Raw genomic sequence first — 16,078 nt, forward strand, 5'->3', positions numbered from 1 at the left:
TGATCCGGGCCGGTCAATACCCGGACTTAACACCACTGCCGGGCAGTGTCCCGGAGAGTTATTTTGCTATTAACCAACTGATACGCCCAATACGAGTCATTCCCCGCGAAGGCCATTCCCTGCACTTCTATGGTGAAGGGCATTTTAATTCAACTTCCACCTTGGCCTGGTATGCTCGTTATGACCGGGGACCGCTGCATGTAACCCCTTTGAGAGGCAACCACCCGGCACTGGTCAGCGGGATCTGGCGAACCGATAGCCTGCCTGACCAGCAGTACTTCTTTGCTCAGGGTGCGATGTCTTTTGATGTTGAAGGTGCAGAGACGGGTACAACGATCTGGCATTTAATACGAGAAACGGAAAATATCACGGAGTAAATAATGCGCAGTGTAGTGGAAAGTAAAAAAATTATCCTTAAAGGTGATACTACAACAACTGGAGGCGAGGTTTTAAATGGCTCCGATTTGGTAAACCAACAACTATCGGTTGCCTGTAAAGACGACTCGGTGTTTTGTCCTGCCTGTAAACAAACCGGCGCGATTGCGGAAGGTTCTAACTTATTCAATATACAAGGAATACCTGTCGCGCTGGAGGGACACCTGGTTAATTGTGGTTGCCCGACCGGCGCTTGTCGATTACAGGTACGGTCATAACTCTCCAATGCTATACCCGTCATCTTTCAAGCTGCCTCTTTGTTGGCTGCACTCACTCACCCCGGTCACATAGTTACCTATGCTCCCGGGGATTCGCTCCCTGGCCGCCGCGATGCAACTTGAAATCCATAGAGTATAAAGCCTTTAATTGAAATACCCATAAAACCAGAGCAGGCTTTAAACTGGGATTAAAAGTTATTTTTTTAACGTATGATTTTAATCGGTATCTGGTTTTAATCGTTTTTTATCTTTTGGATATTAGCTTTTTGCGAGATTTAAACATTATGATATATCGTGGTTTTACGTTTAAACTAACATTAATCATATCCGATTTATTTTGATTGACACTGTTTTACCGGCATGGTTTTACTAATATTTTTTTACCAACATTGTTTTACTGGCAATTTTGCGAGTTTTTATAAATCAATCACCTTTTATCTTGCCTTTATAAATCACTAATCAATAGTTTGATAGTATAAAAACACCATTAATGCTTTTTAGGATAACTCTTTTCTAGCATTTAAATCCGGCTAAATTAATCGTTTTATCTCTTTTTTATCACATTTTTTATTGATTTGTTCGTAAAATGATGGTGAGAAAATACTTGAGCGTTAATCTATTCCATTATGTTATTTTACGTGATTATTGCTTTTCAACTCTCGGTTAATGATTAGTGAATTTCGATTAAATGTCATTAATCACGCTACTGAAAAATTTGATTCATTGTGTTAAATCAGTCTGTTGAATGAAGTATTTAACCTCTCCCTGTTTGTGTTTTTAAATAGTCATGGTTGGTTAGGTAAATATAAAATAAGTGAAGGATAGTATTGCTGATAAATGTTTGAACATAGCAAGGGGCAGCTTGAAAGATGACGGGTATATACCTTTTAAAAAGTTGGCATTAATGAAGTGCTTACTTTCTTAATCCTTATCTGATTAATCACCGGTAAAATGGAAATATAAGTAAAAAATAATATTAAAAATATGATAAACTTGATCTGTGGTTTTCACTCTTAGAGGCTGTTTTTTAATTGGAAATCTGCTTGATAAGTGATTTTTATTGATTAATTGTAGTAGGTTTAATGGTTTAATGGTTTAATGGTTTAATGGTTTAATGGTTTAATGGTTTAATGGTTTAATGGTTTAATGGTTTAATGGTTTTTACATTTTCTGAATTGTATTTAACATTCTTATTTTCATTAAACTGATATTTAGGTTTTCTGTCTTCTGTCTTCTGTCTTCTGTCTTCTGTCTTCTGTCTTCTGTCTTCTGTCTTCTGTCTTCTGTATTTTATCTTTTAGGTTTAAAACCAGTGAGGGTGGCAGAACTGATAACGGTATTAAGATTAACGCCCATTTCTTTAATCATTTTTAATGTTGCTAAACATTCTTGCTTTTCTGGGGTTAATCTAAAGGCCGCTCGGTTTTCTACAATTATGGTCTCTGATTGATAGGATATATTATTGTTATTAGGTTAGCACTGTCATCTTTTCACCTTGTTTAATCAGTTTAAAACCCGTTTTTCCTGATGTTTTCTCTTCCAATGTCCGAATGCCATCGGATTTTTTACCCGCTTTTAAAAATCCTTAATCAATTCTTTTTACTTTTGATGATTAAAGTTTTTACCTGTTTTTTCGTGGTTAGTTTGGCCTCTTTTCCAGCTTTTAAAACCACACTGACCAGATAAAAAAGGCTTTTCTGAATACCGGTTTTATCATTGATGAAAACTCAGTGGTGGTAATTAAGGTGTTAACAGTCAGCGATATGAAGGATGGTTTATATACCCGTGATCTTTCAAGTTGCTTCTTTGTTGGCTGCACTTACTCACCCCGGTCACATAGTTATCTATGCTCCCGGGGATTCCGCCGCGATGCAACTTGAAATCCATAGGGTATAAAGCCTTTACTTTAATTGAAATACCCGTAAAACCAGAGCAGGTTTTAAACTGTGATTAAAAGTTATTTTTTAACGTATGATTTTAATCGGTATCTGGTTTTAACCGGTTTTTATCTTTTGGCTATATGCTTTTTGCTAAATTTAAACATTATGATATATCGTGGTTTTACGTTTAAATGAACGTTAATCATATCCGATTTATTTTAACTGACATTGTTTTATAGATATTATTTTATCGACATAGTTTTACCCACATTGTTTTACCAATATTGTTTTACTGGCAATTCTGCGTTTTTTGTAAATCATCACCCTTTATCTTTTCTTTATAAATCACTAATCAATAGTTTGATAGTATAAAAACACCGTTAATGTTTTTTAGGATAACGCCTTTTTTAGCATTTAAATCCGGCTAAATTAATCGTTTTATCTCTTTTTTATCACATTTTTTATTGATTTGTTCGTAAAATGATGGTGAGAAAATACTTGAGCGTTAATCTATTCCATTAATGTTATTTTACGTGATTATTGCTTTTCAACTCTCGGTTAATGGTTAGTGAATTTCGACTAAATGTAATAGTATTGCTGATAAATGTTTAAACATAGCAAAGAAGAGGCTGTTTTTAGTCACGCTATACCTTTTAAAAAATTAGCATTAATGAAGTGCTCATTTTCTTAATCCTTATCTGGTTAATCACCGGTAAAATGGAAGTGTAAGTAAAAAATAATATTAAAAATATGATAAGCTTGAACTGTGGTTCTCATTCTTACAGGCTGTTTGTTTTTAATTTTAAATCTGCTTAATAAATGATTTTTATTGATTAACTGTGGTAGGTTTAATGGTTTTTACATTTGCTGAACCGTATTTAACGTTCTTATTTTCATTAAACTGATATTTAATTTTTCTGTTTTCTCCTTTTTCTATATTTGATTTTTAGGTTTAAAACCAATGAGGGTAGCAGATAGCTAACGGTATTAAGATTAACGCCGATTTCTTTAATCATTTTTAATGTTACTAAATACTCGTGCTTTTTAGGGGTTAATCTAAATGCCGCTCGGTTTTCTACAATTATAGTCTCTTATTTTTCGTAAACTTGTTGCAGTCAGGAAAAATCTTTTATTTAATAAAATAGGTTTAATGCGTTTAATGCGTTTAATGCGTTTAATGCGTTTAATGCGTTTAATGCGTTTAATGCGTTTAATGCGTTTAATGCGTTTAATGCGTTTAATGCGTTTAATGCTGTTAAATGTTTTGCTAAGATATATTCTTGTTATCGGTTTAACGCTGTTATTTTTTTTCGCCTTATTTAATCAATCTAAAACCTGTTTTTTCTAATGTTTTCTCTTCTAATATCAGTATGGTATCGGATTTTTACCCATTTTAAAAAAGCTTTAATCACTGCTTTTTACTTTTGATGATTAAAGTTTTTACCTGTTTTTTTCCGGGGTACGCTTGGCCTCTTTATCCAGCTTTTAAAACCACACTGACAGATAAAAAAGCTTTTCTGAATGCCTGTTTTATCATTGATGAAAACTTAACTTTGGTAATCAAGGTGTTAACAGTCAGCGATATGAAGGATGGTTTATAGATTAAAACCATCCTTTAAACTGGAAAGAATAACGCCTGTACAGGAGAAACAGGCGTTACCACATTTAACTTCTACCTGTTCCTGCTTTTTTACGGCATCTATCTACATCTTTCAGCAATTGATTGACATGATCATCACCAAACAGGGTTTCCAGAGTGGTATTCAGTTTACGCCGCCAGTTAGGGTATTCCATTACTGTACCTGGAATATTGACCGGTTTATCCATATCCAGCCAATCTTCGGGTTGCAGTCCCAATAGTGCGCAGGCACTGTGGGCAATGTAACGATGTAACCCTTGGTTTATTATCGGTGACATGTCTACCTCTTTTGCCGTGTCACCAATATGTTCCGGGATACAGCCGTAGCGATGTAAGCCTTCTAATAACCCTTGTTTGCTCGCTTGACGGTCAGTATGTAACCCTTGAAGCAGGTTTTTATCAGGATATAACTTGAGTGATTCCCCAAGTGTCAAATCGGCGCTTTGCCAGAATCCACGTAAAGTAGGTAAATCATGAGTGGTGATGGTCGCCATCGCTTGTATCGGGTAATCCTCTGGTGCACGGTATTCCCCGTTGCCGTGACGCTCAAAGTAGAGCACTTTATAAGAATAGACACCGCTATCGCGCAGTTTGCCTACAATCTCTTCCGGGACAATCCCTAAATCTTCACCAATGACCAGACAACGATGGCGTTGACTTTCTAATGCCAGAATTGCCATCAGATCATCCACTGGGTAGTGTACATATGCTCCTTTGTCGGCGGTTTCACCGTAGGGAATCCACCAGAGCCTGAGCATCGACATGACGTGATCAATGCGTAAGGCGCCGCAGTGGGTCATATTTGTGCGTAGCAGATTAATGAACGGTTGGTAAGCCTGGGCTTGCAAAACATGAGGATTCATAGGGGGAAGGCCCCAGTTTTGGCCCAGTGGCCCAAGAGCATCCGGTGGCGCTCCCACTGATGCTTTGGTGCAGTAGACAGCTCGGTTGCACCAAGTTTCCGATCCGCCTTCGGCTACGCCAACAGCCAAATCACGGTAAATTCCAATCGGCATGCCACTTGTCTGGCTTTGGATAAAGCAGTCTGCAAGCTGAGTATCGGCCAGCCATTGTAGCCAGAGGAAAAATTCCACTTCCTGCGGGTGAGATTGACAAAATGTTTGTACGGCTTCACCGTGTGGATCGCGGTACTTTTCCGGCCATACCGGCCAGCCCCAACAGGAACTATCTTCGGCATATAGTCGACAATGTAGCGCGTCATAGGCGGCTTGATAGTAGAGACACTCGCCACCCTGAATGACAAATTGGCGGAAAGCAGTTTTTGACGAGTCATGTTCTGGACGGGTGCAGAATTGTTGATGTGCCAGACGCAGTGCGGCCATTTTCAACGCCATAACTGTGGCGTAATCCACCCATTCCGCGTTGCGGGCATCCTGTAACATGCGTTGAGTCGTCGCTGTTTGCCACCATCTCTGTGCTTCTTCACTGTGTTTGAAATCCTCAACCTGACTAACATCAATGTAAATCACATTAAGCCAGTTGCGTGAAGAGGGGCTATAGGGACTGGCGCTTTCTGGCATGGTTGGATGCAGTGCGTGCAACGGATTCAACCCGATGAAAGCGCCTCCGCGTGCTGCTATCTCTTTCAGCATGTGCTTCAGGTCGCCAAAATCGCCGATTCCCCAATTGTTTTCTGAGCGCAGAGTATAGAGTTGCACACAGGCGCCCCAAAGTTTTTCCTTCCTTAGCAGGGCATCCGGTTCATAGCAGCGTTTGGGCGCCACGATAATCTGCATAGACCAGTATTGGGTTTCTTGTGTCAGAGTGAGACGGTGGTAGCCCAGAGCAAGCGTATCAGGCAGAATCAGTTGATGGCAGCAATGCCCTTGAAATTCCTCCCCTTGTTCTGTCTGTATCTGCCATTGGTAATGCCCTTCATCTTTTAAGGTGATAGTGAAGTGCTCGCCTTGAGTAAAAACTTTTACTGTCGGCAAGGGTGAAACCGGCTCGCTGGCCGGTTTGTTTTCACTTATCGCATCCAACAAGTAGTGTCGGGTTTCTGCTGGAATCGCTTGTGGTTTGCCATAAGCATTAATGTAGCTGGCGACAATGCCAGCCTCGGTCGCTAAATGATCGAGGCTTTTTTCCTCCATGATTTTTCCTTATCTCTTTGCTTGCCAGATGCGTTGTTGATAATCACGGATTGTCCGGTCAGAGCTAAACATGCCCATTCGGGCGGTATTTAGAATGGCGCTGCGCGTCCAGCTTTGAGTATCGCGGTACAAGGTATCGATCCGTTTATGCGCATCACAATAGGAGGCAAAATCAGCCAGTACCAGATAAGGATCGCCACCTTCAATCAGACTATGTAGCAGCATATCGAATGCTCGTTTGTCGCTATAGCTGAACTTGCCGCCAGCCAGAGCCTTGAGTATGCTGTCTAGATGTTGATCTTCTTTGAGTAGTTTCAGTGGGTCATAACCGGCAGCTTTTAAGGCTTTCACTTCTTCTACGGTATGCCCGAAAATGAAGATGTGGTCATTTCCGACCTGTTCGGCAATCTCAACGTTTGCTCCGTCTAATGTGCCGATGGTCAGTGCGCCATTTAATGCCAGTTTCATATTGCCGGTACCGGAAGCTTCTTTACCGGCGGTGGAGATTTGTTCTGAAACATCGGCAGCCGGTATCATGAGCTCCGCAACAGAAACTTTGTAATCGGGGATAAAAGCGATCTTGATGCGATCACGGACGATCGGATCGTTGTTAATTTTTTCCGCGGTCTGGTTGATGGCAGAGATAATGTTTTTTGCCAAATAGTAGCCAGGCGCGGCTTTCGCGCCAAACAGGAACACACGTGGCACGATATCCAGCGCCGGATTTTCCTGAATTTGTTTATAGAGCGATAGGATATGCAATAGGTTTAGATGCTGACGTTTATATTCATGCAAGCGTTTAATTTGCACATCAAAAATGGCATTTGGATCTAGCTTAAGTCCCATCACTTTATTGACATAATTGGATAGCAGGATCTTGTTGCTTTGTTTGATCGCTCGGTATTCTTCGCGGAAAGCGGCGTCATCTGCATAGGATTCAAGTGCTTTAAGGGCATCAAGATCGTTAACCCATTCGCGATTAAGCGTGCGGTCAAGCAATCCTGACAGTGCCGGGTTACACTGTTTGATCCAGCGACGTGGGGTAACGCCATTTGTCACGTAGAGAAACTTATTCGGCCAGAGTTGATGGTATTCAGGAAACAGATCCTTAACGATAAGCTGTGAGTGCAGCGCAGCTACCCCGTTTACGGCAAAGCCCGCGACAACGCAAAGATTCGCCATGCGTATCTGATGGTTATAATGTACAGCTAATTTTTCCCATACGGCTGGCTCGCCGGGCCAGGTTTTGTCCACCAACTTCTTAAATCGATAGTTAATTTCTTTAATGATGCCGTAATGGCGTGGCAGCAGGTGGCTGACTAGATCTTCGTCCCAACATTCCAAACCTTCTGGCATCAGGGTATGGTTGGTATAGGCGAAAGTATGGCTGGTTATCTCCCATGCCGTTTCCCAACTCATCTGATGTTTATCCAGCAGAATGCGCATCATTTCAGGGATGGCAATCGTTGGATGGGTATCGTTAAGCTGGATAACTTCATACTTAGGCAGATCTTCCATTTTGCGGCCTGCTAGCTGATGGCGACGCAAGATATCTGCGACGGAGCAGGCACACTGGAAATATTGCTGCATCAGACGCAGGCGTTTGCCTTCTTGGTGATTATCATTCGGATAGAGAACTTTTGTTAGCTTAGCGGCTTCAACGCCTTGCTGTTCCGCTGCCAGGAACTGCCCGGCGTTGAATTTGTCGAGATCGAATGGAGCCGCATGGGTTGCTTGCCACAGGCGCAATGGTTGGGTAACACTATTTCGATAACCAATGACCGGGAGATCCCAGGCTTCTCCAATCAAGGTGAATTCAGGTGCCCAAGTTTCGCGTCCATCATCTGTTATGACGATTTCGCCACCAAAATTCACCTCAACATCTAACTGAGCGTTGTGACGGAACCAGGGATAGGATTCTCGTTCCCAATTGTCTGGTTCTTCAATTTGTTGCCCTTGTTCAAAGGATTGGCGGAACAGGCCGTATTGATAATTCAGACCATAGCCAATGGCCGGCTGACCGACGGTTGCCATCGAATCAAGAAAACAGGCGGCAAGCCGTCCCAATCCACCGTTACCTAAAGCGGGGTCGGTTTCTTGTTCTAGAAGATCGCTTAGAATGATATTTTCTTCTGCCAGGTAAGCCTGAACGTCTTCATACCAACCAAGGTTAAGCAGATTGTTTGCGGTTAAACGGCCAATCAGAAACTCCATCGAGATGTAGTTCACATGGCGTTGTTGGTCGGAATGATCGATGACAGGGCATGCGGGCAACAGCTCTGACAGGGCCGCGCTAACGGCTTGCCACCACTGATGCTGAGTCATTTCCTGTGCTGAACCGAGGCCAAAGCGCTGCCATTGACGTGTCAGCGCAGCCTGAAACTGGGCTTTATCTAATCTGGACTGTTGCATGGAGTCTTCATCCTGTAGCTGAAAAGGAAAATTTAACCACTATGCTGAATGCTCTCAGAATCTAAAGCATCATCCTGGAGAGGTATTAGTCAGGGAGGAGTAGAAGGGCGTAGTCAGTAACTATCTTTCGTATCATTTTTATATTTATTGAGTTCATTTTTTTCCAGCGGATCGATTAAGGTAATTTGCTAATCGCTTCCATAACTTGTGTGTAGAAAATGGAATTTGCTGTTCAATAATGTGATAGGGTGCGCAACTTAATACTATGGGGTTCGCAAACATATTTGCAAAAGCCCTCTATTTCACTAAATTTGGTTGGGCCGATTAATGGCGTCATTACGGACCATGAAATAAATCATCTAATTAACATTACATATGGTTCCGGCGCAGGTTTTACTTATTTATCGCTTCTTTGGGCACGGAAATTAATGCTTATCCCATCAAAACTGAGTCGTCCTGTTCGTCTGAATAATACAGTCTTGCGTAAGCGTCTGTTAATCAGACTGAATGAGTCGTCTAATTATCGTCTTGTGCTAATAACTAGCCCCGCTGGTTACGGCAAAACTACATTGGTCTCTCAGTGGGCTGCTGGGCAGGATAATCTGGGATGGTATTCTTTGGATGAGAGCGATAATCAGCCGGAACGTTTTGCCAGCTATCTTATCGCAGCGTTTCAGCAGGCTACGCAGGGACATTGTGTTAAAAGTGAAGTGTTGGCCCAAAAACATCAGTATGCCAATTTACCCGCGCTTTTCGCGCAATTATTTATTGAACTTAGTGAGTGGCGGCGGCCTATTTCCCTGGTGATTGATGATTACCATCTGATTGTAAATAACATGATTCATGAGGCGATGCGGTTTTTCCTGCGTCACCAACCTGAGAATCTGACGTTAACCATCTTATCGCGTAATCTGCCTTCTCTTGGGGTTGCTAATCTGCGCGTGCGTGAGCAATTGCTGGAAATTGACAGCCAGCAACTGGCTTTTGATTATCAAGAAACGCAGCAATTTTTTGATAAGCGTTTAACCACATCCCTTGATGCTGACGATTGTAAGCGCCTGTGCAATGAAGTTGCGGGTTGGGCAACGGCGCTCCAGCTTATTGCGCTTTCAGCGCGGCAGTCGTGTGATGCCGCTGAACTGTCGGCTAAGCGTTTGTCGGGCATTAACGCCAGCCATCTTTCCGATTATTTGGTGGATGAGGTACTTAATCAGGTGGATAGTTCAACGCGTGAGTTTTTGTTGCGCAGTTCTATCTTGCGTTCCATGAATGATGGTTTGATTGTTCGTCTGACCGGCGAAGAGAATGGTCAGCAGCGTCTTGAAGAAACTGAACGTCAGGGGCTGTTTATCCAGCGTATGGATGACTCTGGCGAATGGTTTCGCTTTCATCCGCTTTTTGCTTCATTTCTACGTCAACGCTGTCAGTGGGAAATGGCGTTGCAATTGCCGGAGTTGCATCGCGCGGCCGCAGAAGGTTGGTTGGCGCAGGGGTATCCGGGCGAGGCGATTCATCATGCCTTGGCGGCGGGTGATACGGCCATGCTACGCGATATTTTGTTGCAGCATGCTTGGTCGCTGTTTAACCACAGTGAGTTATCTCTGTTGGAAGAGTGTATGAATGCGCTGCCTTATGAGCAGCTATTGGAGAGTCCGCGTCTGGTGCTGCTCCAGGCTTGGCTGGCTCAAAGCCAACATCGTTATTCAGAGGTCAATACCCTGTTAAATCAGGCGGAACAGGCGCTGCAACAGAAACAAATTGCTATTGAGCCGGATTTGCTGGCTGAATTCGATGCGTTACGGGCTCAGGTGGCGATGAACAGCGGTAAGCCGGAGATGGCTGATAAGTTGGCGAAACAGGCTTTGGCGGCACTGCTTCCGCAGAATGAATACAGTCGTATTGTTGCGACTTCCGTGGAAGGTGAAGTATTACATTGTAAAGGTGAGTTGGCTGATGCATTAGCGCGGATGCAACAGACCGAGCAGCTTGCGCGTTGTTTCCAGGTTCATCACTATGCGTTGTGGGCGCTGTTGCAGCAAAGTGAGATTTTATTAGCTCAGGGATATTTGCAGACGGCTTATGAAACGCAGAGCAAGGCATTTGAATTGATCCGTGAACAGCATTTGGAGCAGTTGCCGATGCATGAGTTTTTGTTGCGTATCCGTTCACAGCTTTTGTGGTGCTGGTCTCGTCTTGATGAAGCCGAAGATGCTGCGCGTCGTGGGCTGGAAGTGTTGTCTAACTTCCAGCCTCAACAGCAGTTGCAGTGTTTAACCCAGTTGGCTAAATGCTCTTTGACCAGAGGAGATATTGATAACGCCCGACGTTACCTAGCGCGTTGTGAAAACCTGCTAAATAATGGGCAATATCATAGAGATTGGCGTACGAATACTGACAAGCTGCGAGTCATCATCTGGCAGAGTATGGACGACAAAAGCGCCGCTATTCGGTGGCTGGCACAGACCGAGCGGCCAGAAAGCGTCAGTAATCATTTTAATCAGGGGCAGTGGCGCAATATTGCTCGTGCTCAGATTCTGCTTGGTTTGTATGATGAGGCTGAGTCCATTTTGGATACACTGAATCAACATGCGAGAGAATTGCAATTAATCAGCGATCTGAATCGTAATTTACTGTTGTGTAACTTGCTTTACTGGCATATCGGACGCAAAAGTGAAGCACAGAGTGTACTCATTGAGGCATTGTCTCTGGCTAACCGTACAGGATTTATTAGCCATTTTGTCATTGAAGGCGAGTTGATGGCTCAACAGCTACGTCAGCTTATTCAGCTCAATACTTTGTCTGAGCTGGAGTTGCATCGGGCGCAGCGTATTTTGCGGGATATCAACCGTCAACATCGTCATAAATTCGCCCATTTTGATGAAAGTTTTGTCACACAGTTGCTAACACATCCCGATGTTCCTGAGCTGATTCGCAATAGCCCGCTGACACAGCGTGAGTGGCAGGTGTTGGGATTAATTTACTCAGGCTACAGTAATGATCAGATTGCCGCAGAGTTGGATGTCGCGACGACAACTATTAAGACGCATATACGTAATCTGTATCAGAAGCTAGGGATTGCGAATCGCCAGGAGGCGATTCAGCAAGCACAGCAACTGATGCAGATGATGGGGTTAGGTGTGTGACAGCTGTTTTAGGATTCTAGCGAAACGGCCCGTCCTTTCAGGTTACGACTGAGTATGTGTGCTGATAGGGTTAGCGTGGTACCGAGTAGCATGACTAACGTCAGTGACTGTTTGAGCGAAAATGGTAACACCATCGCGATGAGCGAGAGAGCGGAGCCGACAGCCATCTGGACGAATCCTATCAGTGCGGAAGCGACACCGGCTTCATCAGAATAAGGTTCTAGTGCATAACTGGTGGCAGGCCCCATAACAAATGCCATACCTGTGCAGGCAAAAGAAACCGGCAACATATAGCTTAGCCAGTGTTGGCTGGCGACAGTCGGCAGATGCATGCCAGAAAACAGAGATAGGCTAGCCAGTGCCATTAGAATCGTCCCTACCAGCAGGCAGAAAGGACGGCCAATTCGATGAATGATTTTATTGGCGGTTAGGAAGGCGATCATCGTCCAGAGTCCGTTGCCGCCAAAAATCAATGAGAATGCTAGCGGTGAAATATGGCCCTCAGTCATTAGCACGGTTGGCGCAAATGAGACATAGGTAATCACTATTCCCATAATGCCGGCGTTAACCAGGGCAAAATGTATAAACTGGCGGTTGCTAATAATTTGAAAGTATTGCTTTAGTGGTAGCCCGTGAACTGGTTTAGTGTTAGCGGGGCGCGTTTCTGGCAACCAGGTAGCAATGACCAGTAGTGCAATAACCGAGTAACAAGTCAAAAACCAAAATGGCGCCCGCCAGTTGAAAATTTCGGCCAGAATACCGCCAAGTAATGGCGCGAGAGCTGGAATAATATTTAGCGTACCGTTAATAAATCCATAGGCTTTGGCCGCCTCATCACCGTTTAGGCGATCACGTACACCGCTAATGCAGACGACACTGGTACAGCAAACAGCGCATCCTTGAATAATTCGCGCTGCAATAAAAATTTCGGGAAAAGTAGAGAGCGCCGCAATGACAGAACCGATGATATATAAGGTGATACCCGTTAGGGCTACTGGCCGACGGCCAAATTTATCTACCAGTGGTCCAGCGATTAACTGACCTAGCCCCATAATTAATAAAAACAAAGAAATCGTTGACTGAATAACTTCATTGTTAACTTTAAAATCCTCGGCGATGGCCGGGACGGTAGGCAAGAATACATCGACACCTAAAGGTCCAAAAAGTGCCAGGCTAAGTAGTAGAAGAATATAATTTTGCATGTGTGTTCTTTTGAAATTTCAATAATGGTGGTGGTTTTATTGGTGGATAGGCTCAGTGGAATTGATTCTTTAGTGCGACCAAAGATCTTGGATACACCAAAAATCCTACTGGCAAATCATTTCAAGCTGGCGATAGGCATGTTCAAGGATCACGCACAGACTGAACCCTTTACTTTTTTTAAAGTCTGAACTTTATACGAGCTATTCATTGGTGTAAACCGACTAACTTGTATGGGTATTTTAAGTAGTAAGATCTTAAATACAGACAAATGACATCGCGCTGTAGCATCAGCGTGTTCTTCACTCGACGTTTCATGTCTGCTCAGTATGAAAAGCACATAGCTTCTGACAAATCAGAAATGATCGAGAATCTTTCATGACATTCTATCACCTGTCAGAAAATAGCCTTGAGAGATATAGATGCTCTTATCATCAGCGCAAAAGTTGGAGATGAGAGATTTTTAGTACAGCTTTACAGGATTTTTAACAGAATTTCTTGCTATAACCCGATAGATCAGCAGTTCTGCATGTCATTAATCAATCATTCAAAATAATAATGTATTTTATATAAAATACTTTAATTTTTTAAATGTTTTTTGGGTTTTTATATGTTCTTTGTTGATCTAAATTAATTTTTAGTAAATATTCTCTTACCTGTTGAAGATTATTGTGCTTTCTTATAGCTGGAAATGATTAATTAGGGTAATGAAATGATGGAAAATGGTAAACGGTTTGAAGATATGCTTTCTCGCTTTGTTGGGAACGGGCCTTATCTGGAAATTGATGGTGAAAAGTATATCGATGCAGCTTCGGGGACATTTAACCTTCCGCTTGGGTACACTAATCGTAGAATAACAGAAAAATTAAAACAGCAGATCGATAGATGTACACATCTGAGCTCAGCTTATACCCATGAAATGTCACAATATATTTTGGCTAAATTAGTTAAACATACCCCTGAGGGCATTGATAGAATATGGTTGCGCGATGTTTCCGGTTCTGGAGCAGTTGAATGCGCAATTCGCATCGCGCAAAAAGCAACAGGGCGTTCAGGAGTGATCTCTTTCTTTCTGGCTCATCATGGCCAGTCTTTAGCCACAGCGCAAATTTCGGGTAATGCTTTTAGAATTAAAGATTTCCATGTCAACATTGATGGTTCTTTAAAAGTTCCAACCCCTGCGAGTGTCATGTCAGAACTTGAACCAAATACAGAATCCAATCAATATTTTGACTTAGAACAATTTATTCAATTAGGTTCAAATGACAATATTGCTTGTCTTATTATTGAACCGATTCAAGGAAATGGCGGAAATAACGTTTTCCCTGTCGATTTTTTCCGTAAGATCAGAGATATCTGCCATAAACATGACATTATTATTATCGCAGATGAAGTACAGACTGGATTTGGCCGTACCGGGACATTTTTTGCTTCAACCGGTTACGCTAAAGAATTAGAACCGGATATTATTGTTTTCGCGAAGGGCGCTGGCGGCATAGGTATTCCGACCGGTGGCGTGTTGATGCGGAGTTCATTAGATGTATTAGAGTCATTCGAACATTCCAGTACATCAGGCGCTAACCCTCTTTCATTAACCGCTCTCAACGAAATTATCGATATCATCGAAGACGAACAAGTTCTGGAGAATGTGCAGCGTAATGAAGTTTATTTACGTGATGGCTTATTAGCATTACAGCATAAATACCCAGAAATTACGGGTGTTAGGGGCGTCGGTTATATGTTTGGCTTTGATACGCCATCACCAGAATTTGCAGCACAAGCGATTGCAATAGCGAACTCCCATAACTTGATCATTCGTGGCTCTCGTTATGGTAAAGGTCGTGCACTTAAAGTTCGTCCACCGTTAATTTGTACTCAGGAACATTTAAACGAAATTCTGCATAAGCTTGATCTGACTTTTGCTGATATGACGTTAAATATGTTTGACAACAAGGAGGTAGCGTAATGAAAGCACTTAAATTTAATCGGGTGTGGGATGTGCAAATTCAGGATGTTGAACCGTTACGCTGTGTTGAGCCTGATGATGTTGTCGTTGATATTGCGGTGTGTGGCGTTTGTGGTACGGATGTTGGGATTATCACCGGTTCTTATCCTGTTGCTATCCCGGGAACCACTCTGGGCCATGAAACAACGGGAGTTGTTGCGCAAATAGGGAAGAGTGTCACACGTTTTAATGTGGGGGACCGTGTTGTCATCAATCCAACTTATTCCTGTGGGCATTGTCGGATGTGCCAGACAGGCAGCCCAAATCATTGCGAGAAAAAATTGGGAACCGAAGCAGGGGTTTCCTATGACGGGGCATTTGCTGAACAATATTTGGCTAAAGAGAGTTCACTGATAAAGCTGGATGATCATGTCAGTATGGAAGAGGCATCACTGACGGAGCCACTCAGTTGCACACTGACTGGGGTTGATAAACTGGGCATTACTCATACTAATATTCGTGCAGCGGTAGCTGGCGCAGGTCCAATGGGGATGCTCTACATTTGGGCTTTACATGCCAAAGGCGTTAAGGCTTTCATGGTCGAGAAAAACGAAAGTCGTGTTCAATTTGCCAAAGAAAATCTACCGCCGGAATGTGAGTTGTATACTGATTTTGATGAGGCATTGACGCAACAATATGGCGATAAATTAGCGCTTATCGATCTCTGTGTGGATACGACCGGGCAGTTAACCGAATATATTTTTGACCATTTGGCGCCTGGCGGAAAATTGTTGAATGTCGCGCTTAAAGATAAGCACGCTAATCTTGATATCTTGAAAATTGCGGATAAAAGCCTTTCCGTGATTGGTTCTATCGATTCTCTGAATAACAGTTTTGAGCGTGCTTATACTATGATCCGTGATGGTGTTATTCCTGCCGGTCGTTTGGTCAGCCAAGTTTTTGATTTTAATGATTACTTGCAGGCTTTTCTCACGGTTGGTTGTGATATTGCGTGCAAAAGCCAAAAACCACTGTTTACTCCGAACTGTAAAGTGCTGATCCGTATTTCCGATCTAAAATAATGGAATGTTT

At 42.8% G+C, this 16,078-nt stretch carries 8 protein-coding genes; 5 read left to right on the top strand and 3 right to left on the bottom strand.

Annotated features, from left to right (window positions below):
• Both EAE90_RS19630 and EAE90_RS19635 read left to right on the top strand, forming a co-directional pair.
• Positions 1–377 (top strand): type VI immunity family protein (locus tag EAE90_RS19630; protein WP_214054914.1); only part of this gene is annotated, 377 nt, incomplete at its 5' end.
• Between the two features lie 3 nt (positions 378–380).
• Complete coding sequence (locus EAE90_RS19635) at positions 381–653, top strand: PAAR domain-containing protein (RefSeq protein WP_214054915.1); 273 nt, start codon at positions 381–383, stop codon at positions 651–653.
• 3,545 nt (positions 654–4,198) lie between these two features.
• Here EAE90_RS19635 and malQ read toward each other — a convergent pair.
• Complete coding sequence (gene malQ / locus EAE90_RS19640) at positions 4,199–6,286, bottom strand: 4-alpha-glucanotransferase (RefSeq protein ID WP_214054916.1); 2,088 nt, start codon at positions 6,284–6,286, stop codon at positions 4,199–4,201.
• Positions 6,287–6,295: 9 nt separating this feature from the next.
• Positions 6,296–8,698, bottom strand: coding sequence for a maltodextrin phosphorylase (gene malP, locus EAE90_RS19645; RefSeq protein ID WP_214054917.1), 2,403 nt, complete (start codon positions 8,696–8,698; stop codon positions 6,296–6,298).
• Between the two features lie 428 nt (positions 8,699–9,126).
• On the opposite strand from malP, the gene malT reads away from it, so the two are divergent.
• Positions 9,127–11,841 carry an HTH-type transcriptional regulator MalT gene (gene malT, locus EAE90_RS19650; RefSeq protein WP_214054918.1) on the top strand — a complete coding sequence of 905 codons (2,715 nt, stop codon included), beginning with the start codon at positions 9,127–9,129 and terminating at the stop codon, positions 11,839–11,841.
• An 8-nt stretch (positions 11,842–11,849) separates the two neighbouring features.
• Here the strand turns inward: malT and EAE90_RS19655 are convergent, their stop codons facing one another.
• A complete protein-coding gene (locus tag EAE90_RS19655; protein WP_214054919.1) occupies positions 11,850–13,043 on the bottom strand; it encodes a multidrug effflux MFS transporter in 1,194 nt (397 codons plus the stop codon).
• A gap of 713 nt (positions 13,044–13,756) precedes the next feature.
• Here EAE90_RS19655 and EAE90_RS19660 point away from each other — a divergent pair.
• Both EAE90_RS19660 and EAE90_RS19665 read left to right on the top strand, forming a co-directional pair.
• On the top strand, positions 13,757–15,007 hold the full coding sequence (locus tag EAE90_RS19660; RefSeq protein ID WP_422616006.1) for a class-III pyridoxal-phosphate-dependent aminotransferase: 1,251 nt from the start codon (positions 13,757–13,759) through the stop codon (positions 15,005–15,007).
• Positions 15,007–16,068, top strand: a complete 1,062-nt coding sequence (locus tag EAE90_RS19665; RefSeq protein ID WP_036781071.1) for a zinc-dependent alcohol dehydrogenase — start codon at positions 15,007–15,009, stop codon at positions 16,066–16,068. The genes EAE90_RS19660 and EAE90_RS19665 overlap by 1 nt, the downstream gene beginning before the upstream one ends.
• The last annotated feature ends 10 nt before the right edge of the window (positions 16,069–16,078 follow it).

The organism is Photorhabdus caribbeanensis (assembly GCF_018448885.1).
GTDB lineage: Bacteria > Pseudomonadota > Gammaproteobacteria > Enterobacterales > Enterobacteriaceae > Photorhabdus > Photorhabdus caribbeanensis.

What these genes read in the sequence shown, in the direction of transcription:
- malQ (WP_214054916.1), bottom strand. Translation starts at nt 6,286, where the DNA reads ATGGAGGAAAAAAGCCTCGATCATTTAGCGACCGAGGCTGGCATTGTC.
- malT (WP_214054918.1), top strand. Translation starts at nt 9,127, where the DNA reads ATGCTTATCCCATCAAAACTGAGTCGTCCTGTTCGTCTGAATAATACA.
- EAE90_RS19665 (WP_036781071.1), top strand. Translation starts at nt 15,007, where the DNA reads ATGAAAGCACTTAAATTTAATCGGGTGTGGGATGTGCAAATTCAGGAT.
- malP (WP_214054917.1), bottom strand. Translation starts at nt 8,698, where the DNA reads ATGCAACAGTCCAGATTAGATAAAGCCCAGTTTCAGGCTGCGCTGACA.
- EAE90_RS19635 (WP_214054915.1), top strand. Translation starts at nt 381, where the DNA reads ATGCGCAGTGTAGTGGAAAGTAAAAAAATTATCCTTAAAGGTGATACT.
- EAE90_RS19655 (WP_214054919.1), bottom strand. Translation starts at nt 13,043, where the DNA reads ATGCAAAATTATATTCTTCTACTACTTAGCCTGGCACTTTTTGGACCT.
- EAE90_RS19660 (WP_422616006.1), top strand. Translation starts at nt 13,757, where the DNA reads ATGGAAAATGGTAAACGGTTTGAAGATATGCTTTCTCGCTTTGTTGGG.